At 36.5% G+C, this 26215-nt stretch carries 21 protein-coding genes; 6 read left to right on the top strand and 15 right to left on the bottom strand.

Annotated elements, in window-relative coordinates; genetic code table 11:
• Positions 1 to 283: 283 nt before the first annotated feature.
• The 4 genes from CRS_RS13050 to CRS_RS13035 all read right to left on the bottom strand — a co-directional run bounded on the left by CRS_RS13050 (position 284) and on the right by CRS_RS13035 (position 2328).
• On the bottom strand, positions 284 to 880 hold the full coding sequence (locus tag CRS_RS13050) for a Crp/Fnr family transcriptional regulator (RefSeq protein WP_142724469.1): 597 nt from the start codon (positions 878 to 880) through the stop codon (positions 284 to 286).
• A gap of 181 nt (positions 881 to 1061) precedes the next feature.
• A complete protein-coding gene (locus tag CRS_RS13045) occupies positions 1062 to 1508 on the bottom strand; it encodes a hypothetical protein (protein ID WP_142724468.1) in 447 nt (148 codons plus the stop codon).
• 50 nt (positions 1509 to 1558) lie between these two features.
• Entirely contained in the window at positions 1559 to 1876 is a 318-nt protein-coding gene (locus tag CRS_RS13040; RefSeq protein WP_142724467.1) for a helix-turn-helix domain-containing protein, read from the bottom strand.
• Between the two features lie 17 nt (positions 1877 to 1893).
• The gene (locus CRS_RS13035) at positions 1894 to 2328 is read right to left on the bottom strand and encodes a transposase (RefSeq protein ID WP_308463714.1); all 435 of its coding nucleotides are present in this window, start codon (positions 2326 to 2328) and stop codon (positions 1894 to 1896) included.
• Positions 2329 to 2823: 495 nt separating this feature from the next.
• Here CRS_RS13035 and CRS_RS13030 point away from each other — a divergent pair, with 495 nt between their 5' ends.
• Positions 2824 to 4062 carry a phage integrase SAM-like domain-containing protein gene (locus CRS_RS13030; protein WP_142724466.1) on the top strand — a complete coding sequence of 413 codons (1239 nt, stop codon included), beginning with the start codon at positions 2824 to 2826 and terminating at the stop codon, positions 4060 to 4062.
• 438 nt (positions 4063 to 4500) lie between these two features.
• Here CRS_RS13030 and CRS_RS13025 read toward each other — a convergent pair whose 3' ends face one another.
• On the bottom strand, positions 4501 to 4749 hold the full coding sequence (locus tag CRS_RS13025; protein WP_142724465.1) for a hypothetical protein: 249 nt from the start codon (positions 4747 to 4749) through the stop codon (positions 4501 to 4503).
• 368 nt (positions 4750 to 5117) lie between these two features.
• Between CRS_RS13025 and CRS_RS13020 the strand changes: the two genes are divergently transcribed.
• Both CRS_RS13020 and CRS_RS13015 read left to right on the top strand, forming a co-directional pair.
• Complete coding sequence (locus CRS_RS13020; RefSeq protein ID WP_142724464.1) at positions 5118 to 5927, top strand: AraC family transcriptional regulator; 810 nt, start codon at positions 5118 to 5120, stop codon at positions 5925 to 5927.
• A gap of 73 nt (positions 5928 to 6000) precedes the next feature.
• Positions 6001 to 7677 carry an alpha/beta hydrolase-fold protein gene (locus tag CRS_RS13015; RefSeq protein ID WP_142724463.1) on the top strand — a complete coding sequence of 559 codons (1677 nt, stop codon included), beginning with the start codon at positions 6001 to 6003 and terminating at the stop codon, positions 7675 to 7677.
• 384 nt (positions 7678 to 8061) lie between these two features.
• Here the strand turns inward: CRS_RS13015 and CRS_RS13010 are convergent, their stop codons facing one another.
• From CRS_RS13010 to CRS_RS12980, 7 genes are all read right to left on the bottom strand, one after another.
• A complete protein-coding gene (locus CRS_RS13010; RefSeq protein WP_142724462.1) occupies positions 8062 to 9033 on the bottom strand; it encodes a S41 family peptidase in 972 nt (323 codons plus the stop codon).
• Positions 9034 to 9416: 383 nt separating this feature from the next.
• Entirely contained in the window at positions 9417 to 11201 is a 1785-nt protein-coding gene (locus CRS_RS13005; protein ID WP_142724461.1) for an ABC transporter ATP-binding protein, read from the bottom strand.
• Positions 11202 to 11888: 687 nt separating this feature from the next.
• The gene (locus tag CRS_RS13000) at positions 11889 to 13328 is read right to left on the bottom strand and encodes an efflux transporter outer membrane subunit (RefSeq protein ID WP_142724502.1); all 1440 of its coding nucleotides are present in this window, start codon (positions 13326 to 13328) and stop codon (positions 11889 to 11891) included.
• A gap of 115 nt (positions 13329 to 13443) precedes the next feature.
• Positions 13444 to 16611 (bottom strand): efflux RND transporter permease subunit, encoded by a 3168-nt coding sequence (locus CRS_RS12995; RefSeq protein WP_142724460.1) that lies wholly within the window; start codon positions 16609 to 16611, stop codon positions 13444 to 13446.
• A gap of 13 nt (positions 16612 to 16624) precedes the next feature.
• Entirely contained in the window at positions 16625 to 17710 is a 1086-nt protein-coding gene (locus CRS_RS12990; protein WP_142724459.1) for an efflux RND transporter periplasmic adaptor subunit, read from the bottom strand.
• A 54-nt stretch (positions 17711 to 17764) separates the two neighbouring features.
• On the bottom strand, positions 17765 to 18031 hold the full coding sequence (locus tag CRS_RS12985) for a hypothetical protein (RefSeq protein ID WP_142724458.1): 267 nt from the start codon (positions 18029 to 18031) through the stop codon (positions 17765 to 17767).
• 29 nt (positions 18032 to 18060) lie between these two features.
• A complete protein-coding gene (locus CRS_RS12980) occupies positions 18061 to 20499 on the bottom strand; it encodes a TonB-dependent receptor domain-containing protein (RefSeq protein ID WP_142724457.1) in 2439 nt (812 codons plus the stop codon).
• A gap of 132 nt (positions 20500 to 20631) precedes the next feature.
• Here CRS_RS12980 and CRS_RS12975 point away from each other — a divergent pair, with 132 nt between their 5' ends.
• Both CRS_RS12975 and CRS_RS12970 read left to right on the top strand, forming a co-directional pair.
• The gene (locus tag CRS_RS12975) at positions 20632 to 21738 is read left to right on the top strand and encodes a sensor histidine kinase (RefSeq protein ID WP_142724456.1); all 1107 of its coding nucleotides are present in this window, start codon (positions 20632 to 20634) and stop codon (positions 21736 to 21738) included.
• Positions 21735 to 22463 carry a LytTR family DNA-binding domain-containing protein gene (locus CRS_RS12970; RefSeq protein WP_142724455.1) on the top strand — a complete coding sequence of 243 codons (729 nt, stop codon included), beginning with the start codon at positions 21735 to 21737 and terminating at the stop codon, positions 22461 to 22463. Before CRS_RS12975 ends, CRS_RS12970 begins: the two co-directional genes overlap by 4 nt.
• Here CRS_RS12970 and CRS_RS12965 read toward each other — a convergent pair.
• The 3 genes from CRS_RS12965 to CRS_RS24455 all read right to left on the bottom strand — a co-directional run bounded on the left by CRS_RS12965 (position 22460) and on the right by CRS_RS24455 (position 24398).
• Positions 22460 to 22984, bottom strand: a complete 525-nt coding sequence (locus tag CRS_RS12965) for a GNAT family N-acetyltransferase (protein WP_142724454.1) — start codon at positions 22982 to 22984, stop codon at positions 22460 to 22462. The two genes, CRS_RS12970 and CRS_RS12965, sit on opposite strands and share 4 nt — an antisense overlap.
• Before the next feature lie 128 nt (positions 22985 to 23112).
• The gene (locus tag CRS_RS24825; RefSeq protein WP_373995765.1) at positions 23113 to 23445 is read right to left on the bottom strand and encodes a phosphatase PAP2 family protein; all 333 of its coding nucleotides are present in this window, start codon (positions 23443 to 23445) and stop codon (positions 23113 to 23115) included.
• 485 nt (positions 23446 to 23930) lie between these two features.
• A complete protein-coding gene (locus CRS_RS24455; RefSeq protein ID WP_228451251.1) occupies positions 23931 to 24398 on the bottom strand; it encodes a phosphatidylglycerol lysyltransferase domain-containing protein in 468 nt (155 codons plus the stop codon).
• A gap of 424 nt (positions 24399 to 24822) precedes the next feature.
• On the opposite strand from CRS_RS24455, the gene CRS_RS12950 reads away from it, so the two are divergent.
• Positions 24823 to 25710 (top strand): T9SS type A sorting domain-containing protein, encoded by an 888-nt coding sequence (locus CRS_RS12950; protein ID WP_142724452.1) that lies wholly within the window; start codon positions 24823 to 24825, stop codon positions 25708 to 25710.
• The last annotated feature ends 505 nt before the right edge of the window (positions 25711 to 26215 follow it).

The raw sequence follows: 26215 nt of genomic DNA, 5'->3' as shown, positions 1-26215 counted from the left end.
TGAAAGGATCAGCTTTAAAGAAGCCAATACAGGATTATACTGCTATACAACTGTGCCTCGAATTATTTTGATAATTGATAAAAAATTCAGTATCGTATGATCAAATGGGAGCTGCTGAAAGCTTATTTATCGTATGCTATTTGTAAAGGCATATTCGATATATCCACACGCCAACCGCAATTACATCACTAATTTCCGTAAAGCATGAGCTCTTGATGGAAAGATTAGGGATTGTGCTGCGCCGCTTTTTTTGCGCAAGAGCTTCTCTAAATCAGTATCTTTTTCAGTAATAGATTTGTCGATGCTTTAAATGAACAAGATCCAGTTCTTCCATTCTTTTTATGGTTCTGATAACTGTCTCCACGCGTAGCCCCGTAAGATTCGCGATTTGCTGTCTGGTCAGAGGCAGATGGTAACAATAACGTTTTTCTTCATTAGCACATCGTTTATAATAATCGAGCAAGGATGTTATTTTTGCTAGTGGATCTATAGAAGAATTATTAAACAGCATTGTATATTTATGATAAAGGCTATGGGAAAAGTCCTCTAAAAGTTTTAAGGCAATTTCCGAATTATTTTTCACCATTTCCAAAAATTTGCTTTTGGATAATTTCAGTACGATACAATCCGTTTTTGCTATGGCATTCATCGGATAGTTTTGGGTGCTAAACAATAGTGATCCACCGATACTATCGCCCATAGAAAGAATATTTAGAGTAAACTCACGTCCATCATCATGATAATTGTTTAACTCCACCGTTCCACTACGGATCTGAATAAAAAAACGCGGAACGTCACCACTTTGAAAAATAATCTCTTTGGCTGGATATTTCTTATAATATGCTCCATGATGAAGTAATATATGCTCTTCGGTAATCATGCTAATATATTTAACGATTAAAGAAATATTTTAGAATAAAAACAGTTCATGCGAATACAATTTCCACCTTATCTAAAGTTGAAAATACATCATATTAATATTTCATATGGTGCAGACACTAAACTTCTAATGTGTAACATTTATAAAACCATCGCTTACAACCAAAACAAAATTTGGCCTGTTACGAAAATGAATTGGCAATCTTTCGATAATTACTATCACTGATACCATTGACACGCATTTTAATACGGAATAACTTCTCTTTTTCCTTTAAGTAAACATCCATTATAATAAAATCAGAAAATAAAGATCTCTCAATTTTTAAAGTTCTCATTTTATCGACAGGATATTCTACTGCCGGAAAGATTAAGCCTTTTTTTGAAGGATGATAATATTTAATAGTAAAAATAACACCACTATTCTCAAAGTGGAATACTTTTAATCTTGTTATCTTAACAATACATACCAAACCAATAACTATAAAAAACGTAATCCCTGGCCATCTTAAGTATTCATATATATTTGATGTAAGTATGTAAGCGGCCACCGCCAAATTGCAACTAAGAATAAGAAGACCTTGAAAAATTTTCATCTGTGTTATCACTTTATCTCTATTGGTAACGATCATAATTTACTCTTTTAGCTTAATACAATAATTATTGATTTTCTTTTAATGAACTAGAGGTTAAATATTTTCTTCCACCGAGCAACAGAATTTCTGCTTAATTTATAGTGCCGGGCAAGCTGGCTATTACTAAGTTGATTTTTATGTTGATATTCAAGAATCTTCTGTATGGTATATTGATTATAAGAGCGATGTTTTCTGTCAAACTCCCAGCTCTTAGCGTCTTCAGCTCCAAAAATTATGGTATTGAGTTCAATAATATCCAAATGGGATAACACTTCTTTACCTAAAATTCCCGCGCAATCTTTCTTTTTCTCTGCAAACCTGGTATTCAGAATATCACTATAAATCTTTTTGTAATCAGGCATCATTTTATATTTTCAAGTTATTAGAACGCTTTATTTCCATATTTAATAATCCATCTATTGAGTGTTGATTTTGGAATCCCATAGTCTTTAATTACCTCATTTTTTGTTTTCTCATTATTTTCAATTGTTTCCAGTATATAAAAGATAACCTCTTTTGTATAAAGGTTTTTACGAAACTGCGGTAATACAGATTCAGTCGGCTTATTGTAATCAGCTCCTTTCGGAGAAGAATAAAGCAGCAGATGTTGGGAATAAAAGCGAAATAAATCGTATTCTAATAGTTTACACCATTTTAATAAGAGTTTGGTCTCTAAAGTATCTGTCTGGTAGGTATTTTTTATCTCTTCTTCTGAGAGATTCATGTATGTACATATTCTATCTGTGCTTAGACCGGCTTCTGAAACGAGAATTTTTATTAGATTCCCTATATGAATATCTTTAAAATCTATCTTCATCTAATATTTTGTTATTTTAATTTCTACTAAACATTTATAGTTGGTTTACAGACCCATATGCTCAGTTTTATAAAATTGTAATGGGCTGAAAAGTTTTGGTTACGTCGGATTTTATAATGAACTGCTTTTATCGGAAATGAAGTTTGTTGGCTGTTTTCATGATTCTGATTTTTAGTTAATGTACCTTAAGTTTTTAAACAATTATGGGGATATAAAATCAAGTATAGTCCTATCTAGACTACTTTTAATTTTAATGCATTGATTCAATGTCTATGATTATAAAATTAACAACCATAACAGCATTATTATTGAGCCCTTATCAGACAGTAATATAAAAAATTATAGAAAATTTATTTTACATCATTTTCACTAACAGTGGATTAATATTTTTATGTTAAAAGATATTTAGTTATCTTTGACCAATAAAAGTAGTCTAGATAGGACTACTTTTTTTTATTTAACTTCGTTGATAATTAATCTATTAGTTTATCAATAATGACATTCCAATTTTTTCTTTCAAATGCTGGAACCACACGAAATATCAACCTTAAATTTACCGATGAATCCAATAAGTCCTTTATTGCTTACACTCCCTTAAGAATAGCAGAATCGGAATGGGACAAAAAGAAAGAGCGTCCCAAAAATATATATCTAAAAAAATATAAAAATCTAAACGATAAAATCAATCGATTAAAAGTAGAACTTACTGAATGCTATCAAAATTGGAAAAACAAAAATAAAGTAGTCAGTCCAAGGCTGTTTTCGAGTACGATAAAAAATATTTGTCTCCGCAAAAATTCGCATTATCCGGAAACGACCCTGCTCCATTATATGGATGTTTACCTACAAAGCAGAAAAGAGCTAATTTGTAATTCCACCTATAAAAGGTACAAGGTCTTCTTTAATTTGGTTCAAAAATTTGAGGGATTTAAGGCGGAAAGACAATTTATAGATCAGGTAAACCCAACATTTATTAAAGATTTTCTGATTTTTGGAAAGCAAGAAGAGTACAGTGAAAATACAGTCTATCGAACAATTCATTTTGTAAAGACGATTCTAAATTTTGCAGAAAGGATGGGTATTCATACAAGGGTCAGAGAACTTGAAATACGAAGAGAAAGACAGTGCAAAGAAATTATCACCCTAAGTGAACCCGAAATATTAAAAATAAAATACACACACGTCCCCGAGCATCTTCAAGATGCAAAAAACTGGTTGTTAATAAGTTGTTACACCGGACAAAGAGTATCCGACTTCATGAATTTTTCATCTGAAAAACTCACAGAAATAAATAAAAAAAAATGTCTGAATTTCGTGCAGCAAAAAACACAAAAAGAAATAACAATACCCTTACATCCTATTGTACAAAATATAATTAATGGGAACGAAAATAAATTCCCCACTTCTATATCCGTACAGAAATATAACGAAAGTATTAAAGAAATAGCCAGGTTATCCGGTCTTAATCAATTCATCAATGCACGAAAACGCATCGGTCATAGGACAAAGCTTCTGAAAATAGCGAAATGGCAGGTCATAACCAGTCATATCGGAAGGCGCAGTTTTGCCTCCAACTTCTATGGAAAAATCCCTACTCCATTACTAATGGAAGCAACTGGCCATAGCACTGAAGTTATGTTCTTAAAGTATATCAATACGTTTGATAAGGAAAGATTGGTAAAATTGAGTAATTATTTTGATAGGATGTATGAAGAAAGATTTCTTCAGGTATAACTTTTATCGGCTTGGCATGTAAAAGCTTTTCTGTTTTAATCATTCGTTTCTGCACGAGATGAAATTTTCAATGACTTGCACCCTGCAAGAACTCTAAAGCCCAGCTCTATCTTCTGAATCCCTACCTGCAAAAGCATATTTAAACTCGCAAAAAATGTGTCTAGACTTAGTTCATTGATTCGCCTAGGTAAATTACGAAAATTCTTATTTCTGGACATATTATAATAGTAAGGATTGTCGTCAAAAAGAATTAATTTGCAAATAATAACAAATAGCCGATGAATATTGTTTACTGATCCCTATAAAATACATTGATGAATAAGATAGACTGGAATTCCTTTAGAGTTAGAAATGATAATCATACGAACGCGTTTGAAGAATTATGTTACATGATTTTTTGCCGAAGGCATAAATTCTCGGAAGGTATAGAAGCAGATTTTAATCAGGCGGCCTTGAAGTGGGAAGGTAATTCTTTAGCACGATTTCCCAAACATCATAAAATGCTTTTCTCTTTTCATCATGGCCGGTATAAAGCCAATTTGAAATAAATGTTTTAGATTCATTTTTTAATTCTATCTCCTTCTCTAAAAAATCTATTAAATTTTGAGCTATATCTTCTTTTTGCGCTTTTGATATTCTGTACTGAAAATTATCCTCCATGTTTGTAAATATTATTGCTACCGACATCTAAAACAACTCTATAATTGAACTGCGGCTGATGGCAGTTTGTTGTAAGATGACGCTTGAATTAAATAAATAGTTCGCAAGTGCGATTGTGCTTAACTATTGACAGTTAGATCATAGCACTTTAGTATAAATTACAAAAAGTCATCAGATATTATCCCATACTTTACCAAAAGTAATATATAACCATCCATAATTCCAAAAACTTGTATTAGTTCCTCAAAAATTCTTAAAACATAGTTTTGTTAAATTTAAATACAGATGCGTAAATTTTCTTTGGTAAATAATTGTTCTTTAGAATATTAATCGTGATTTTGCTTCCCTAAAGTTTATTATTGTCTATTTTTCAATATATTTACGTCATTATTAGAATGAAGGATATCTTTGAAACTTTTAAACCGCAACAGCTATTGATCAAAAAATATGTGGATTATTATTATTTGGATATTAAACCTGATAATAGTATCAACGAATTTCAATGCTTTCCACATTTCAATAATACAATATCATTTTATAGATCTCACATCTGGTCAGAAAATGGAGAAATTATTTTCAGCAACGCCAATAGTACTTTACAAATATTCACGCCAATTAGGCAGAAAGTTCTTAATGTAACACAAAGAGGAGAAGTACATAGAGTTGTTATTGTGTTTAAGCCTTGGGGAATTCAGCAGTTCTACAAAGACCTTAATTTTGCAAATTATATTACAAATTATGATTTTTTTGAACACTCTGAGATACAAAAAATATTCTGTACCACAGATACTAGTACTTTAGCCCTTTCGCTCGACAGGTTATTGCTAAGAAGGTTTAATTATGTTGAAAATTCGATCTTAGAACGTTCAATCTTATATATATTTAATAATTGCGAGAATTTTTCTGTTGCAGATCTTTCCAGTACAATTGGAATTAGTAGACAGCATCTCAATAGAAACTTCCAATCATATTTAGGGGTTTCTGTTAAGAAATTTCACGAAATCGTTTTGTTTAGAAAGACTATCAACGATAAACTGTTTGAAAATCCTAAAAGAAACTTTACTGAACTTGCATATGAATTTAACTACAATGACCAATCCCATCTAAATAAGACCTACAAAAATTTTACAGCTGACTCACCGAAAAGTTTCTTCAACAAAGGAACTGTTTTGGGAAATCAGGATATATTCTGGCATTTGCACTGAATAAGTGTAATGTTCCATTTTTACAAGTTTTCAAAACCTATTACTGCTATTTTTGTTCTATCAAATTTTAGGTATGAAATTTTATTTAACGTTGACCCTTATTTTAATCGCTTTTTTTGCAAATGGACAGGATAACTATTCAACATTAACACAAAAAGCATTGGAGACTATGTGGAAATCTAAGGACGAAGCAGGTTACGAAAAAGCATTGGAAATGTATGAAACAGCTTTTAGAATGTATCCTGACAGTATTGATGGAACCGGGCTTTACAAATCTTCAGTTATTGCGGCAGAGTTGAAAGATTATAATAAAGCCTTCAAATACCTTATCCCATTGGCCAAGATGACGACTGATGAAGATGGTATTCCGGGCTGGAGCTATATTATTGGAGAATCAGCAGAAAGTGAATATAAAAATTTACTAGCTGACCCAAGGTGGACTGTATTAAAACAAAACGCCATAAAGAATAAAGAAAAATTTTATAAGGAGTTACATAAAATTGAAGATGAGTTTTTCAAGGCAAAGATATATTCTTTGGATGAAGCTATGGATGGCAGAATATTGTATGAAAAGATAAAAAATTACAATCCATATTTACCGAAAAATCAACAGAATTATTCCATCACCTTTAAAGTAAATGATTCTGCACAAACTTCTTATCTTATCCATTTACCCTACAATTACAATCCTCAGAATAAATATCCTCTACTTTTCTTTTTACACGGTGCGGTCAGTGTAAATGTCCTGTCAGATTATCAGACGGTACAGGAAAATTTAGGTGGGTGGAACAGATTTTACACCAAATATGCGGATTTAAATAATGTGATATCGGTTTTTCCAAAAGGAAGTAAAAAATATAACTGGATGAATCCTGATGATGGTTTTTTCATGATACCTGATATGCTGAAACAGATTAAAAAAACAATTAATGTTGACGACAATAAAGTCTTTATTTCCGGACACTCTAATGGAGCTACCGGTTCATTTTCTTACTTAATGAAAAAATCTACCCAGTTTGCAGGTTTCTATGGTTTTAATACATATCCTAAAGTTTTCACTGGCGGAACCTTCGTGGAGAATATTAAAAACCGTTTATTCATTAATTTTTCTACTGATCACGATTATTATTACCCTCCCAATGCCAATGACGATCTTACAAAACTTATGAAAGTAATAAATGCAGATTATAAAGAATATCGGTATACTGGTTTTCCTCATTGGTTTCCTAAATTTGACGAATCTGAACCTGCTTATCAAATACTTTTTAAAAGCATAAAAGACCGAACAAGAAATCCTTTTCCTAAAGATATTTCCTGGGAATTTGATGATGAGAAATATGGTTCTATAGACTGGTTATCTAATGCAAAACTTGATACCCTTAAATCAAAAGCGACTTGGCACAAAGAATTGAATTTTAAAATAACAGAATGGCTAAAATATAATAAAGATGATAGCTTAACAGTAGAGAAGGTTAAAAAAGAAGCCTTTAATTTAAAAAGGAAATCTGGAAAAATAGAGGCCTCATATATCAATAATACTTTCTCTGTGAGAACTTCATGTCTAAAATCGTTTTATATCTATATCTCACCAGAAATGGTTAACCTACATAAAAGAGTAAGAGTGTATGTCAATGGGACACTATATTTCAACCAGAAAATAGAATATGATAAGAAATTGATGTTACAAATTTTTAAGGAGCACAGAGACAGAGAGCAAGTTTGGATAAATCAAATTAAAATAGTAATATAATCTTGATTTGTGCGACAAGAGACAAACAAAACTTAAGAATTACAGATAACATAGTTAATTGGACTATTTACCTATGCCGTGTGTATTATTATAAATGAGTGGGACGTTTAGATTCGCTCTTGCTAAATGGCACGACCGAAAACCTAAAAGAACAACTATTTGAGTTCAACATGAAGAAAAGAAGAACCAAAACAAAACACCTATATAAACATTTATGTTATTCTTTTATATTATACAGTTTCTTCAACATCAATTATTGTAATCAGCTTCTATCTGATTCTAAAAGCCTAGCATAATAGCTATTTTTTACGACTAGCTCCTCATGTGTACTTTGCTCTACGATCTTACCTCGGTTCATCACCACAAATTTTAAGATTCTATAGTTTAATTGACTGCAATTAATATTCTTTTGACTTCATCTATATAATTCTGAAAATCAAATTCCTCAAGTGGATAATCTGGCGAAATTCCTTCACCCACCCGTCTGTATTCTCTTTTATTCCTATCTATTAAAATCCCTGTAGTTAAAACAAGAAATGCACCATCTTCAAGTTTAAATTCAGAATTGTCAGATGTTAAACCTTGCGTATTGGTTCCAATGATTTTCACATTCTTCTGCCCTTTAAAGCTTGCAGCCAGAAACTCTCCCGAACTTGCAGTCTTTTTACTAGTTAAAACAAATATGGGTATATTTTTATTTTTTAATTCTATATCCGGCGTTGCTATTGCGCCAATTATATAACTTCCAAAATAAATATTTGAATCTTTATAATTAAAATATTTGATTTCCCCAGTGTTGTCCATAGAGCCTACAACATTCTTTCTACCTAAAAATGGATAGACCGCTTTAAACATAGGGGCAAACATTCCGCCGTCATTCTCCCTTAAATCAATTACCCAGCACTTTGGATTTTTGTGGTCCAGCTTTTTGATCTTGGCATAAAAACTTTCTACATATTCATTCCAATCTTCATTATTCAGAATGGCAATGGCGGGAACTGTAACATAAGCTATATCTGCACCGATGAGGCTGTCTTTTGGATAAGGGAAGGCAATCCCGACCTCCTTATAACGCTTTAAATACGCTTCAACAACCTCAGGCTTAAAAAATTTCGAATGCTGGTCTCCTAGTTTACCCAATATGTTTCTTATAATAGGATATGTTTCACGAATCGAATTTTTATCTTTGCCTTCTTCTAAAGCATTCTCCTTGATTTTCTTCCAATCGATTTTATTTTTATTTACAGAATTCATTTCCATTATGGAAATGGCTTTTTCAATATATAACTTGGGCGTTGTTTGAGACAATACCCTATTTGATAAAAATAAAAATACACCAATTAGTATGAATTTCATTTTGTAGATTTTATATTCTGAAAGATACAATAATTTGATTGCCTTTTTCAAGTATTCTCCAAGACCAAAAAGTTAAATAACGAAAAATTCTAAAAACAGCATTTGAATTAAAAGAATATTGAAATTTGAAACTCTACTTAAGGATCAGCTGATAAAAGAATGCTGTGTCTTCTTACAAGTTTTCTTACTCTCATAAGGTATCTTAATATTTTTCAAACATTAGTTATATTTATATCGGCATTATTAAAAAGCATTACCTATCGCCCGAAAAAATGAGCCCTGATATAGAATGTCAGGGCTCCAACCAGCTAATTAAACCATCTATATAAACATTTATGTTATTCTTTTATATTATACAGTTTCTTCAACATCAATTATTGTAATCAGCTTCTGTCAGATTCTAAAAGCCTAGCATAATAGCTATTTTTTACGACTAACTCCTCATGTGTACCTTGCTCTACGATCCTACCCCGATTCATCACCACAATTTGATCTGCATTTCGCACCGTGGATAAACGGTGTGCAATTGTTATGGTAGTAACATTATGCAAAGATGCGTTTAAACCGCCTGACAGGTTACGTTCTGTAATAGTATCCAATGCACTTGTAGCTTCATCCATTATGATAATTGCTGGCTTTCTTAAGATCGTCCTTGCTAGCGAAAGTCTTTGTTTTTCGCCACCTGAAAAACGGTAACCATGCTCACCGATAGGAGTATCATACTGTAAGGGAAGGTTCAATATAAAGTCATGCAGATTTGTAATTTTTGCAGCTGCAACCAACTCCTGATCAGTAGCATCAGGATTGGCAAACAGCAGGTTTTCTTTAATTGTTCCATTAAGCAGGTAAGGGTCCTGTGATACTACACCCAAAATATCGGTCCGTGAGCGAGCACTTAATTTCCGAATGTCAACCCCATCTATATAAATAGCTCCTCTATTTACTTCATAAAGCCCCGCTATGAGATATCCCACAGTTGTTTTCCCGGAACCTGTCGCCCCGACAATAGCAACGTGACTTCCGCCTTTAATATCAATGGTTACATCAGAAAGCAGCTCAGCTCCATCCTCATATGAAAAACTAACATTTTCAAGTTTTACATTTCCTTTTACGTTTTTTTTATTTAAAACAACGGCTCCTGCTATCCTCTTAACCTGAGAAGGCATATCGAGATACTCGAATATACGGGAAAACAATACACGCGTCTTACGCACTTCAATACTTGTCCTTAGTAACTCCTGCAAGGGGAATGTCAATTGTTCCTGCAGTGCAATTAATGCCATGAGCGTACCGATAGAAACGTGATTGTCGCCCTGCATCCTAAGTCCACCAAGAAGTAAAGTCAGCGCCGGAAGAATAGTCAAAAGCAAATAAATAATCTGCCATTGCCATTCATTAGAAGTACGTGATCGAACTTCCAAATCTGCAACATCTTTTGAGGTTTTTGAAAATTTACCGATCAGAAATCCTGTCTTCCCCATTGTACGGGAAAGGATGATGCCGGGTACAGACAGGGTTTCATTTATCTCTGAAGATAGATCGGCCAGCTTTTGTCTTTGTTTCTCTGCAACTTTTTCCCGTAATTCCCCCACCCAATTACTTAATAGTAGTGTCAATGGAACAACAGTTAGTGAAAACAATGAAAGTTTCCAATCCAGGAGAAACATGGCAATGACAGTCATGATCACAATACTTAGATTTTTAGCTGCTTCCTGCGCAGTATTGGAAACCAATTCCTGCAGTGATCCGATATCCTGCGTAATGCGGGACTGAATTTCCCCACCACGCGTATTGGTAAAAAAATGCAGTGATAGCGAATGCAAGTGCGAATACAGCTTTATTCGCAAATCGTGAAGTACGGATTGTCCGATTTTAGTTGAAATTATCGTCTGAATCATGTTGATTACGGCAGACACCAGTGTTGCCAAAACCATGGCAATGACTAATGTGACCAATAACTGCATATTAGCATGAGGAAGTGCATCATCGATAATGTTCCGTAATAAAAACGGCATTGCCATTCCCGCTCCTGCTCCTATAAAAATAAGCACAATGGAGCCAATTAACTGCCATTTGTAGGGTTTAAAAAATCCGTAAACACGATATAGTGAAACGTGCTTAGTGTTTTTGTTTGTTTCTGTTTCGTGTTTGTGCGTAGAGAATTCCATCACTTCTTTTTTAATTAATTGACATTATGCTTTTAATTTCGGTACAAAAAAAGTGAAAAGCTATTCACTTAGAAAAATAAGATGACGAAGACTCAATAATCCGTGACAAAAGCTGTTGGTCCTTTTTCAGAATAGAAAAAATAATGGCCGCTTTACGTTGAGAACTGAAGCGACCACCTGTAAAAAATAATTGATACAAAGAACCTTCGCTATTCTATAAATATCAATTTCAGTGCAAAATAATACAAAAGAAAAAACGATAAAAAAAAAAATGACGAAAGTGTAAAAATCCATGATAAAAAGCTTTCGTCCTCCTCTTTCTGATACCACTTACAAAAAATGGCCGATCATTAAAAATGAAACGGCCATCAGTCCAAAATTAAATTGATATGAATAAACTTCGTATCCAATATTACCTACAATAAGCAGAGCCTGCTACGGTCATCCTATCCCTAAAATTCCAAGTAAATATGAACAATAGCGGTTCAAAGAAAAGGACAAAGTAGCTGGCTGGAAAAATAAAGTGACAAAAGTGCAACAATCCATGATCAAGGACTTTCGTCAGCGACTTGTATAAAACTTACAAAAAATAGCCGATCATTAAAAATGAAACGGAAAAAAACACCAAATCAACTAATATATAGAATCTTTATATCCAGAGTAATACATTACAATAAGTAGAACATACTACTGCCAGCCGCCTCCCAAACTCTTGTAAATATGAACAACAGCTATTAATTGTTCTTTTTTTGCCTCAATAAGTTCCTGCCTGGCACTTAAAACATCACGTTGATTCAGTAATATTTCAAGATAATCTGCTCTGGAATTCTTAAATAGCAAACCGGCTATATCTATTGATTGATTTAAAACCTCAGTCTCATTACGTTTCATCTGATAATAAAGATCTATATTTTTAACCTTTGACATTAAATTCGCAACTTCAATGTAAGCATTCAGAATAGTTTTGTCATATTCATATAAAGCCTGTAACTGCCTGGCATTTGCTGTAGAAAAGTTAGCTTTGATAGCGCTTTTATTGATCAGTGGGCCGGCAAGGTCACCTATAATCCCATATGCTATGGACTCTGGCATTTTAATCAGATAGGAAGGCTTAAAAGCGGCCAGTCCCAATGTTGCCGAAATTGTAAAGGATGGGTAGAATTCTTTTCTAGCCACAGAAACGTTTAATTGTGAGGATCGCAGTTCCAGTTCGGCTCTTTTAATATCGGGCCGGTTACTTAACAGCTCAGAAGGAATACCAACTCCAATTTTTTGGGGAACTGTTGATAACAGACTGGATTTATCTCTTGGAATAGGCTGTGGAAACCTTCCCAATAGAGCATTTAATCCATTTTCCTTTTCTGTCATTTCTTGCTGTAAAGTAGTAAGTGTAGCTTTAGATTTAATAAGTTCTGCCTCAAATCTTTTAACAGCAAGCTCAGTACTTACTGCAGCCTGCTTTTGAATTTTTGCTACAGACAGAGCCTTTTCCTGGATCTGAATATACTGCTTCACAATATCCAGCCGGTTGTCCAACGCCAATAAATCGTAATACTGAGTTGAAATCTGCTCGATCAAATTGGAAAGCACAAAATTTTTGCCTTCTATGGTAGCAAGATAATGTGATACAGCTGCATCCTTACCATCCCTTAACTTTTTCCAGATATCCACCTCCCAACTTGTGTTAAGACCCATTCCGAAATTGGGAAGAGGATCCGGCATCTTTCTCCCGGGCTCAATATCTGTAGTGGCATTACCGGCTCCTTCGCTCGTATACCTTGCACTCTTTTTCACACCTGTTCCCATGGACATTGAAACGGTAGGACTCATTGCGCCTTTTTTGAAAAGAACATTGCTTTTGGCAATTTCTATCTCCTGAAAGACCTGCATTAAATCTCTATTATTTTTTAATGCCATTTCAATGAGGTTCACCAGTACCGGATCAGTAATAAATTCCCTCCATTTTACATTTCCTGAATTAAGGGTTTGTGCTTCCTGATCCGGAAATTGCTCCGGAAGATCTTCTTTCATTTCTTGTTTTATGATAGCCCCCTGCGGTGCCTTGCATCCTGTTGCCAAAAACAAGCCCGCTAGCAAAACAAGCCAGGTCTTCCGATGAATCGCCATTTGTGGCTTGATCCGACTGGTACTAAGATCCGTCAGATATCTTCCATTAAAATCGATCATAAGTTGGTAATGTTTTTTTAATATGTATTTAATTGCTATTTTCCAGCTCCAGTATCTAAGTGCTGAGATCATCCGGTTCTGTCAGTGGAATTTCATTCTCATATTTTGCCAGTTTAACTTTTTCGGCAATAGTGGCAAAAATGTAATAAAGGCCGGGAACGATGAGTAACCCGAAAATAGTTCCCATAATCATTCCTCCTGCGGCAGCTGTACCGATAGTTCGGTTTCCTACCGCACCGGGCCCGACTGCAATAACCAAGGGGATAAGACCTGCAATAAAAGCCAGTGAGGTCATAATAATGGGACGAAATCTTATCGATGCTCCTTCAATAGCTGCCTGTGATACAGAAATCCCCTCTGCTTTACGCTGTACGGCAAATTCCACAATAAGAACCGCATTTTTTCCCAAAAGTCCGATCAGCATGACCATTGCAACCTGGGCATATATATTATTTTCCAATCCCAGCAGATGTAGGGATAGATACGCTCCAAAAATCCCGAAAACCAAAGACAGAATAACGCAAAGAGGTAGAACAAAACTCTCATACTGAGCAGAAAGGATAAAGTACACAAATACCAGACAGATCAGAAATATGAATATCGCCTCATTCCCCCGGCTGACTTCATCTTTTGAGATACCTGCCCAGTCAATATCATAGCCTGCAGGCAGTGATTTTTCCGCTACTTCTTTAATCGCTCTTATAGCCTGTTCACTGCTATATCCCGTAGCGGGAGTACCGCTTACCTGAGAGGAATTATACATGTTATGTCTGGTAATTTCTGAAAGTCCATAAACCTTCTCTAAGCTCATAAAACCTGAATAAGGTACCATCTGGCCACTACTGTTTTTAACATATAGTTTAAGAAGGTCTCCAGGTAAGGCCCGATATTGTGGTCCTGCCTGAACAATAACATGGTAAGGACGGTCAAAACGAATGAAACCCGTTTCATAACTTGAACCGATTAAGGTGGAAAGGTTGCTCATTGCATTATCTATGGTCACTCCTTTCTGTTCCGCCAGTTCATTGTCGATACGTAACACAAATTGGGGAAAGCTAGCCGAATAAAAGGTAAACGCTGAACCTAACTCAGGTCTTTTATTGAGTTCCTGTACAAAATCATTGCTCACTTTTTCCATTTCGGCATAATCGCTGCGGCCGGATTTATCCAGAAGTCTTAATTCAAAACCACCGGCAGCACCATACCCCGGAATCGAGGGAGGCTGAAAAAATTCTATGTTAGCGCCCGCTATATCCTTTGCTTTTTCTGCCAGTTTTTCAATGATGTCCCGCGCAGATGATTTCCGATCATCCCAGGCCTTCAGGTTGATCAAGCAGGTCCCGGAGTTAGAGCCTGTCCCTTCGCTCAGCATTTCGTAACCAGCCAGCGAAGAAACAGAGGAAACACCTTCGATTCCCTGTGCCATCTTCTGCAGTTCCAATGCAATACTATTAGTACGTTCCAGGGTAGATCCCGGCGGAGTACGGATAATAGCATAAATCATCCCCTGGTCTTCATCAGGAATAAATCCACTTGCAACTTTTCCATTCATAAAGAATGTTCCCAGCGCAAAGAGTACCAACAAAGGAATTGTAAATATACTTTTCCGGACTATGCGGGTAAGAACTTTAGCATAGCGCTCTGTTCCTGTCTGAAACAAAGAATTAAATCTACCAAGGAATTTTGTCAAAAATGTATTTTTACTTTTCCCATGGTTGTTTTTTAAGATCAATGCGCATAAAGCAGGAGTCAGTGTCAATGCAACAATACCTGAAAGGATAATAGAAGAAGCCATTGTTATGGAAAACTGACGATAAAAAATACCTACCGGACCTGTCATAAAAGCAACTGGTATAAAAACGGCTGCCATGACCAGCGTTATGGCAATTATTGCCCCACTGATTTCCTGCATTGCCTCTTCAGTAGCCTGGAGCGCAGAATAATTCTTCTCTTCCATTTTGGCATGTACTGCTTCGATCACCACAATCGCATCATCCACCACCACCCCGATAGCCATAACCATCGCAAATAATGAAATCATATTTAAGGTAATTCCAAACACCGACATTATGGCAAATGTTCCAACCAGCGAAACGGGTACTGCTAATGCGGGGATAAGTGTTGACCGCCAATCTCCCAAAAATAAAAATACAACAACCGCCACCAGAACAAAGGCTTCAAGTAAAGTATGGATAACCTTTTCCATGGAAGCATCAAGAAAACGGGATACATCGTAACTGATCTCATAATGCATTCCTTTAGGAAAATTCTTTTTTTCAAGTTCAGACATTACCTTTTTGATATTACTGATAACATCACCTGCATTACTTCCATAGGATTGTTTTACAGTAATAGCAGTTGATTTCTTACCATTTAAAGTGGAGTAAATATCATACATTGAGCTTCCGAACTCGATATCGGCAACATCCCGCAACCTTACAAACTCGCCATTGGATTTCGCTTTAAGAATGATATTCTCATATTCTTTCTCACTATTGTATCGCCCGGGATATTTAAGGATATACTCAAGAGACTGTGAACGCTTACCTGAACTGACCCCCGTTTTTCCAGGGGAGGCTTCGATACTCTGCTCACCAATTGCCTTCATAACCTCGTTTGCTGAAATAGTATAGGAATTCAGGCGATCCGGTTTTAGCCAGATCCTCATGGCATATTCCCGTGTTCCCAATATCTCGGCAACCCCTACCCCTTTTATTCTTCGGAGCTCCGGCATCAGGTTGATATCAGCATAATTATAGAGGAACTTTTGGTCTGACGAAGGATCATCACTATAAAGATTGATATACATCAGCATATTGGGCTCTTCCCCGGTAATTTTAACCCCTTCTTTAACTACGGCTGGTGGCAGCTTATTGACCACAGATGAAACCCGGTTCTGTACTTTTACTGCTGAAACGTTCGGATCTGTTCCCAGATCAAATACAACCTGTATGGCTGCCTCGCCGTCATTACCAGCATTAGAGGACATGTACTTCATCCCCGGCACTCCATTCAATGCGTGCTCAAGAGGAATAATAACAGACTTGACCAAAAGCTCATTATTTGCCCCGGGATATACAGCCCTGATATTTACCTTAGGCGGTGAAATGGAAGGAAATTGCGTTACAGGTAAAGCAAATAGAGACAAAATCCCCAAACTGACGATGATGAGTGATATTACAATAGACAGAACGGGTCTGCGTATAAACATTTTAGAAAACATAATGATCGGTATATTATTCTGCCTTTAGCTGTAATGAAGCAATCGCTTTTTTAGGATCCATCATTTTGGCACTTATTCTCTGGTTGTCCTTTACCTTCTGTACCCCTTCTAATAAGATCACATCGCTAGTTGACAAGCCCGACCCTACAACGTAAAGGTCCTGTAATTCATGGGCGACATGAATGCTTTTTGATTTGACATGTCCTGTGCGGTCTATGACAAAAACATATTTCTGATCCTGAATTTCAAAGGTGGCTTTTTGTGGGATTATGATAGCTTTCTTTAACGGGACCATCATTTCTATTTTTCCTGTTGACCCGTGACGCAGCAGATTACCTGAATTAACAAAATTAGCGCGGAATGCGATATTTCCTGTTTCTGCGTCAAACTCGCCGTCAATGGTCTCGATTTTTCCCTGATTAGGGAACTTATCACCATTAGCCATAATAAGCGATACTTTATTACTTGCCCGATCTTCAGAATGGTTCTGATAATGCAGATACTCCTGCTCCGAAACATTAAAGTAACCGTAGATCCTGCTATTGTCCGAAAGTGTGGTCAATAAATTTCCTTCGTTGATCAGACTTCCCAATTTCAGCGGAAGTCTGTTAATAAAACCCGAAAAAGGTGCTTTGATATCCGTAAATGACAGATGAATCTCGGCGAGCTTTTTTTCAGCCTTTGCTGCATTTACTTTGGCCTGGGCCATGGATTGCTGGTTCTTTGCCACCACATTGTTTTGTACCAGTGTACTGACATTTTCAAGCTCTATCAAAGCCTGCTGGAATTCAGCGTTGGCTTTGGCCAGCTCAGCCTGATACACCTGTGGCATAATCCGAAATAAAGGCTGACCGGCACGAACATACTGACCTTCGTCAATATAGATTTTTTCCAAAAAGCCTTTCTCCTGCGCCCGGATCTCTATTTTCTTCAGGGAAGTTATCTGCGCAACAAACTCCTTACTAATCACTGTATCAATACTTATAGGTTGGGTGACAGGGTAAGTCTGTACAAAATCTTTTCTCTCTTTAGCGCGATCGCAGCCCGTCACTAAGCAGAGGAAAGCAATAGGAATAATTCCAAAGCCTCTTTTGTTCATAATAAATTCAGTATTTCTTTTTTATGGTTGTTGCTAAATCCGGAAGGATGGTTTTTATTTATTATCTGCGCAGCATGCACCGAAAGCCAGTGACATGGAGGACATGCTCATCATTTCCTTGCAGGCAAAGTCACTATCTACTACAAGCTCGTTTGCCGTCTCTGATAATTTACTGTAGTTCAAAAAATCTAATTTCAGGCCATCTCTTACCACTTTATGTTGTTGATCTGCGTAAAAATGCAGAACGCTCACCCGGATTGCCTGATCAAGAGAAGCACTGGAATACTTCTCTTGATGGGCAATATTATTTATCCTTGCCATTTTCATTTTAAAATTTGCTATTGATTATTTTACTTTCTTCTCCTTCTTGGTGACTTGTCATCCGAGTGATCAGAAAAATGACTTTCTTTTTCCTTTGAAGCACGTAATCCGCCGAACTGCCAGCTGAACGTTAACGTTGCTGCCCTGTTATAAAATCTGTTGATCTGCGTACTTTGAAAAGTAGGAGCAAAAGCATAAACAGTCTCCTTAAAATTGTTCTGGAATGGATTGATGACCGCCAGCGTAAGGCTTGCCTTATTATTCATAAAATCCTTCTTTACCGCAAAACGGTAAGAGTAATTTGCTGTAGTTTTACCCTGCAAAGTGATAAAACCATTGCCGTAATCTCCTGAAGCACTGAACTGAAGCCCCTTCATCAGATTGATGGTATTGCTGACGCTTGAATTAAAGAACGTTCCATCGTTTTTCAGTCCTAATGAATTACTTCGGAATTTTAAATGGAATACCTCAGCACCAGCATTGACCGTCCAGATTTTAACAGGATTAAACACTGCATTAACGTTCACGCCCATTCGCGTGCTTTCACCGATATTATCCGGCATGGTATAGGAGATTCCCTTTTCATTCACCCTGGCAATCTGTTCAACCGCATTCTTGTTCGAGCTATAATAAATGCTGCTCGTTAATAGTGTATTTTTGCTTCCGGTATAGGTATGAGAGAGTTCCAGCTTTTTGGTAAGCTCAGGATTCAGATACGGATTACCCTGCGTAATATTTAGTGGATCTGCAGCATTGGCGTACGGATTCAGGTCCATGATCCATGGGCGGCGGATTCTTTCGTTATAATCTAATTTCACCTCATGGCGCTCACCTAATTTCTTTACAACCAATAAATTGGGTACCCAATTAGAAAACTTTCTTTTGTAAGGGGAATTATTCTGAAAGGTCGCATTGATGTCAGTATTTTCAAAGCGAATCCCGGGACGTAATGTCCAGTCATTTCCAAGATCAAAATTTAAGGTAGCGTATGCTGAAAAAATCTGCTGCCTGTACTGCATACTTCCCGAACGGCTAGGATCTACCGGCAGTGCACTGTTAAGAACTTCATACACGCTTTTGGAATTATTTCCCAGATATTTCACCCCCGTTTCCAGTGAGGTTTTTCCCTCCTGTCCAAAAGGATGTGAATAATCAGCCTGAAGACTCCACTCCTTTTCCTTACTGTTATTGGGGCCCCGCTCTGTAAAAGCGAGCTGACCATCCGGTTTGTACTGCTCAGTCAAATAATTGGACACATCAGATGCCGTGGAAGCCAGCCCGATAATCTGCAACTCCTGTCCTTCACGGTGAAATTTTTTCTGATAATTCAATACCCATTCAGAGAAATTGAATTTACCGCTTTGCTCAGTTTTTTGTCTGTATTCCTGATACTGATCAGCATTCTTATATCGGTTAAACAATCCACCCTTTTGCGGCCATGAACCGTTCCAGTAAGAATAACTTGCCTCAAGGGTCTGTAGGGAATCTATTTTATATTGAGCAGACAGGCTTGCAGAACCACCTTTTGTGGTTTGCAGCATATCAGATTCTTGAAACAGCGATCCGGTCTGCTTTCCGTTATTAAGGTTAATTCTGTTAAGTGAAGAAGTTGTTCTTTCACGTTCTTCACTGTAGTTGCCCATAGCAGAGATATTGAACTTTCCTGAACTCATATTTAGCGATAAATTTCCGGTATGCTCCAGATTTCCGCCGGTCATATCCAGCGTTCCGCTAGTTCCTTTTAATTTCTTTTTTGTAATGATGTTCACGACTCCTGCAGCACCCTCCGCCTCATATTTGGAGGATGGATTGGTAATCACTTCCACGGAAACTATGGAATTTGCCGGAATCATCTTTAAGGCTTCTTTCAGGTTTTTTGCCATGATACGCGAAGAAATTCCATTGATCAGCACTTTAATATTAGAATTTCCACGCAGCTTTAGATCGCCGTTGGCCCCTACAGTTAGCATGGGAGCTTTACGCAGTACATCTGCTGCGTTTCCTGATTTGTTACTGATATCCGAAGCTGCATTGTAGATGAGCTTGTCTTTGGTACTTTGAACCAAAGGTTTTTTACGGCTTGCTACAATAGTGACCCCTTCGAGCATTGTACTTTTGGTATCCAGATATATTCTTCCAAGATCAAGGTCTTCCTGTTTCAGAGTTATAACACCGGAATTATAGTCATTAAAACCGATATAATTGACAACAACAGTGATGGCCGTCGAGGGTTTTACTTTTAAGCTAAATGTTCCATCTTTTTGCGTGTTCGTCGAACCTAGTGTCCGACCGGCGGCATCTTTGACTACAACTGTGCTTCCGGCCAAAAGTGCATTTTGGGATGCATTAACGACGGTTCCTTTAACCTCAATTTCATTTCCTGCTGTCTGAGCCATGACCCATGTTGTACTTAACATCAGGGTAAACAACAGTATTTGCCTGCATACGTTTTTTAATAATTCTTTCATTTGCAAAAATTTAGTACTGCAAAACAAGATGATCTATAGCACCATCAGAAATAAAACGGACGAACAGGCCATATTAAATGTCAAAAACCGTTGGTCATTTTAATTTTCCGAATTACCTTTATTTTTAGAATTTTGAAAGATGAAAGTGATACAGGGATCTTTGCGATCGGCAATGATGACCCGTCAACTGAAAACGGCACTTATATTATGAATACTACGACAATCAGCATACAAAAAAGGTGGAGACAGGAGATTATCATCTTCTGCGCGATGTATGTTCTTACAATGCTCCATGAGTGGTTGTTTATCAATTCGCTGGAAAATTTCTTAAAAGGCCTTGTCTTTTTTGTCATCCTGTATGTACAGGCTCAGATCCATCGATTTTTTATCTTCAGGTTTTATCTGCTCAAAAAATATCTCAGCTATATTTTTTATTCGTTGGCTGTTATCCTGGCAGGGGCATCTGTTCTCTTTATAGCGAACATCTATTGGATACAGCCTGATTTTTTTGAACCAGATGAGCTGGCACTCAGTTTTCTCTATCATTTCGTGATTTGTATCATCAGTACAGCAACCATTATGGCCCTGTCGCTGATGCAGAGTTATGCTTTGGAAGTGCAGCGAAGAAGTATGGACCAGATCCTGCTCAATGAAATGAATCTAAAATTTCTCCATGCCCAGCTTAATCCACACTTTTTCTTTAATATGCTCAATAATCTGTATGGAGTGAGCTTAACCGAACCGGACCGTACTCCGGGACTTATTGTCAAACTATCAGAGCTGATGCGCTATCAGATAGAAAATGGCAACGTACCTAAAGTTTCCATGGCTGATGAGGTCAATTTTATCCGGAATTATATTGACTTAGAAAGGGAAAGGATCGGTAAAAGATGTGACATACAGTTTATATGCAATCACTCACCGGAGGAAATGAATAATTGGCTGATATCGCCCCTGCTTCTTATTATTCTGGTCGAAAATAGCTTTAAACACAGCCAGAACCTATCCGATTGGTTTGTTCATATTCACATTGAACTAAAACAGGATGAGTTACTGATGACCATTGAAAATTCGCTTGCAGATGAAAAACTTAAAAAAACCTCTACACAGGTAGGTCTCAACAATCTAAAACAGCGATTATCGTTTATTTACAATGGGAAGTTCAGCCTTAATGAAAAGCAGTCTGAAACAAGCTATGAAACAACACTTTTAATCCCACTTCAAAAACAGCTTATATGAATCAATTAAATTGTATTATTATAGACGATGAAGAAGGTGCCCACCGCGTACTGGAACACTTTATCAGCCAGTTGAAGCAACTTCAGCTAAACGGATCTTTTTACACCGCTGTAGAGGCGATGGAATATCTGTATAACAATCAGGTAGATATTATGTTCCTTGATATCAATATGCCCGGTTTAACCGGAATGGAAATGCTGGAAGCGATGTCCAATAAACCTTTTGTTATCCTCACAACAGCCTATAAAGAGTATGCGCTGGAATCCTATAAATATGATGTGGTGGATTACTTGGTCAAACCATTTGATTTTAAAACCTTTCTTTCGGCCATTGATAAAGTAATTAACCGCCTGGGGACTCCTAAGAGAAATTTAGAACAGAATAATCCCGATGCCCACCAGCTAGTACCAAAGCCGGATCACCTTGTTTTAAAAGTTGACAATGAAATCGTAAAACTGGATTTTAGTACGATATTCTATACGCAGAGCTATGGCAACTATGTGAAATTTTTCACGGCTGGGAAAATGTATATGAGCCAGATCACAACACAGGAAGTTGAAAACAAACTGGATCCCGAACTTTTTGTCAGAATCCATAAATCTTATTTGGTCGCACTGAATGAGATTTCCAAAATTGCCGGTGGCGAACTCTTTTTAAAAAACGGAACGATTCTTCCGATAGGAAAGTTCTATAAAAAGAATGTGATCGAACGTATGAAAAGTTAGACCCATTCTTTTTTTAATAGGGCAAACTGCAGGGTATTTTCATATCGTGGTGATCCGTCATCATTATGTGTAAAAGAGATATACTCAAGAAATAATCCTTCCTCACGCATGCCCAAGCGTTTACACAATTGCTGTGAACGAGTGTTGTAGTCCTCGACATAGCAGTATATTCTTCTTGCATTTTTACGATGAAAGAGATAGTTAAATAAGCCCTTTGTCGCCTCTGTTGCATATCCCCTACCTTCAATCTTGGTATTGAAATGCCAGCCAACATTGTAGGTATCCCCCTCTTTCATCGCAAAAAGATGTCCGATCAACATATCATCTTCTTTCCTGCAGACTGCGAACTGGGATCTATCTTTGCTTTTCTTTCTGACATCAGCTATGGCCTCCTGCATACCAGAGAGCTTTTCTTCCAAAAAACAATTTACGCGAGGATCGCTCATATAATCCAGGAATGCTGCCGCGTCGCGCTCGCTGAATCGGCGAATGACCAGTCTTTCAGTAAGGTATAATGCCATAAAACTACTATTTAATTGTTTTTCTATTTTACTAAAACTGCGTTTCTTTGCTTTTCACTAAACTTACAAATCACCAGATAAAGGGAAATGCATAGGTTTATAAACGATAAATAAAAAACGGGCTACTGCTACTCAATTATTTTCTGAAGTAGAATGCCAGAGCAAACCAACAACAGAACAATCAAAAATACATCATAATGTTTTTGCGATATCGATCTCCATAAATTGTATTTTTGGTTGAAGATGATACCTGATACAGCGGAAACGTAGCCGATAATCCCTCCTATCGTAACATCCAATATGTAATGTGCCCCAACCCGCGTTACAGAAATGTCCGTGGAGATTATGATAAAAACCAATATCCATACCAATTTCTTCAATTTGCTTTTCGGCATAAATACTATTAAAACAATTATTAGTGTGGTAAATACGGTAATTGCATGGCCCGAGGGAAAAGTGATCCGTATCTAATATTGCCGCAGGCCTCGGAACACTAAAAAGCCATTTTAATACAAAGCAAAGTAAACCTGAACTCAATGATCCCAACAATAGCGCACCAAAGATCCTTGGCGTAAGAATGAGCAGAGACGAAAGAACAGAAAGAATAAGAAGCGCATCTCCAAAGTACGTGAGATTTTCCATCCATTTGGGGTAGTTCGAGAACACCAAATTAAGTTTCAAAAATACCTCTTTTTGAACGGCAATATAGTTGTCGGCCGTCCAGGCATTATTGACAGACAGAAACATCATTAGTATCACCAATAACAGTAAGAGTGCATAAAAGAACGACAATTTTACATTTTTAAAATTTCACTCAGTTAAATTATTCATAAAAAAGAAGATCAGTAATTACTAGAATATAAACACGAGTTCGCATTGTTTACTTTTTAACACACATCACTTTATTGATAACCAGTGGTGCCGCCAAAAGATCGATATCATGGCTTTATACCATATATTTTTGCATCCACAGCTGATCATATTTCTCTTTAAACTCCCTTAATCCACGCGTATTTCTGAAGTATTTATTTTTACTATAAAGAAAATGTATGGTTGTTCCGATAACGCCTTTTTTACTGTCAAAACCTGAAAGCGGCGCCAGTCCCATATTTAACATCTCATACCCCTCTTCCCAGCAGTATTCTATAAAGCAGAGCAACAGCACATACATATTCCCGGCCGGGGCCGTATGGATTTTCCGGATCAGGTCATAGGTCGCTTCTTTAGGGGCATAATTGGGGATGATGTTTAAAAACGACAAGATTTTACCATTTTGGTCTTCCAATGAGGCTGTCTCAAAAGGTAAACCAACGCTGTGAGAATTCCTTAAATGACAAAAGTTGTCAGACAGGATTCCGAGAGAGGGGGGACTTTTGAGACAGCCTCTATTTCTTACTTTTGACTCATCAAACATCCCCTGAGAAAAAACGCGCTCGCTTATTTTCATGTACAAATCAATGACAAACCAATTGGAGTAAGAAAATTAAATGACAAACGTACCAGTATTCTTGTCAAAATATTCTCAGGTAAAATCATCGATATAATAACTGTAAAACAAAATTTGGAATTCGGGCAATTTCCAATTTCATAAGTTCATGCGGGAATTCTCTCTTTTTTTTAAAAATGGGATAATTATTCACGTTACTCCTGAAAATGCTGACGCTTTTATTTACAGCTTTTTTGCTCTTTCAGACTATCGGAATACTCACATAAGCTTTTTTTCTGCTCACTTGCTCATTTGTTTTTTTTTTTTCCTTAAAAAAGAGACAACTTGTACCTGCTTATCGGTAACGGCGTCCCGTAATAGTAAAAGAACGCCATCTGAAAAATATTAGCTTATGAAAAAAATTTTAACAAAAATCTTTAGATCATCAGAATCATTTTTAAGAGTAGGAAAAACAAGTCTTTTTATTTTATGGGCTGTATTCTGCAGCAATGCTTTAAATGCTCAGCTTGTCCCTGTCAATCCTTCAGGTACAATAGTAAAAATAGAAAGACGGGATCAGTCATTTTCAGCCAACGATCCTGGATATGTTCCTTCTACAGTATCATTGGAGTTTAAAACAGGTACCATAGTAGAAAGCAAAAGCTTTATCCAAGGCCAGATGACTGCTCAAAATTTTTTACTTCCGGATGTCTTTACGACCATTGGACAACCACCTGTTTTACGTACTTTTAAGGTCTACTTCTCTAACCCTGGATTAACCAGCAGATATTATCCGATTCCAACGGCCATTGAAGGTTCTACTACAATTATTCCCGGATGTTGGTCACCGGAACTTGATGCAGGTTTATTTCATTATGGAGGTCCTAACACCACAAACCATGTTAATAGCTATGGGTATGGGGTAACACTTACCCGTAAAGCTGCAACCCTCTATTATCTGCACTGTACAAAATACATATGTGCGTTATGCGATACTAACCCATGTTCTCCTATGATTTCAACTTTTAGTAAAAATGCGACTGAGCAGAACAAGGCTAAACTCTATCCTAACCCAAGCAGCGGATTTTCGGAGCTTGAATATACTGCTTCAGGAAACGAGACGATCACTGTCATGGTTACTGATATAGCTGGCAAGACAGTATATGGATATAAGACAGATATTGCTTCCGGACTAAATAAACTACCAATAGATATTCAAAATGCAGTTTCAGGAAATTACTATCTTAACTGGCGTTCCAGCAACGGAAACGCAGGATCGCTACAGTTAATAAAAAAATAAATATATCACGGTAAAAACTGATATTGATGAAAAAGCGCACCAAAGTGCGCTTTTTCAATAAATTAAGTTAACAATATACTTTAATGCACCAATTTAATTTCAATAGGATTTTTATGAGAAGAAGATATTATGATGTTTTTGTTTATGAGAAAATTATCATATATAGGTAGACAATTTTCTGATTTAATTTTATAACTTAAATACCATTCAACACCTTCAAAATATTATCTATATCTACTAATAAATGGTTTGTATAGAGTACTGTCAAGTTCACAAACAGCCAAATGGCTCCAATTTAATCCAAATTGAGCCATTTTTTTTATTTTTTGGTGTCAGATTAATCTTTTTTAGAGTAATAAAACTTGATCTTAATTATTACAGGATCACTTCATAATTCGATGTCAAATGATAGGCTGTACATCATGTGAAATTTTATTTTATTGTTCAAAGCTAATATTGCAGTCAACGTACATCATATTGAATCGTCAATGGACCAAAATTAAGA

Source organism: Chryseobacterium sp. ON_d1, assembly GCF_006829085.1.
Classification (GTDB): domain Bacteria; phylum Bacteroidota; class Bacteroidia; order Flavobacteriales; family Weeksellaceae; genus Chryseobacterium.
The sequence above is the reverse complement of the archived record's forward strand: the minus strand, read 5'-3'. Positions and strand labels throughout refer to the sequence as shown.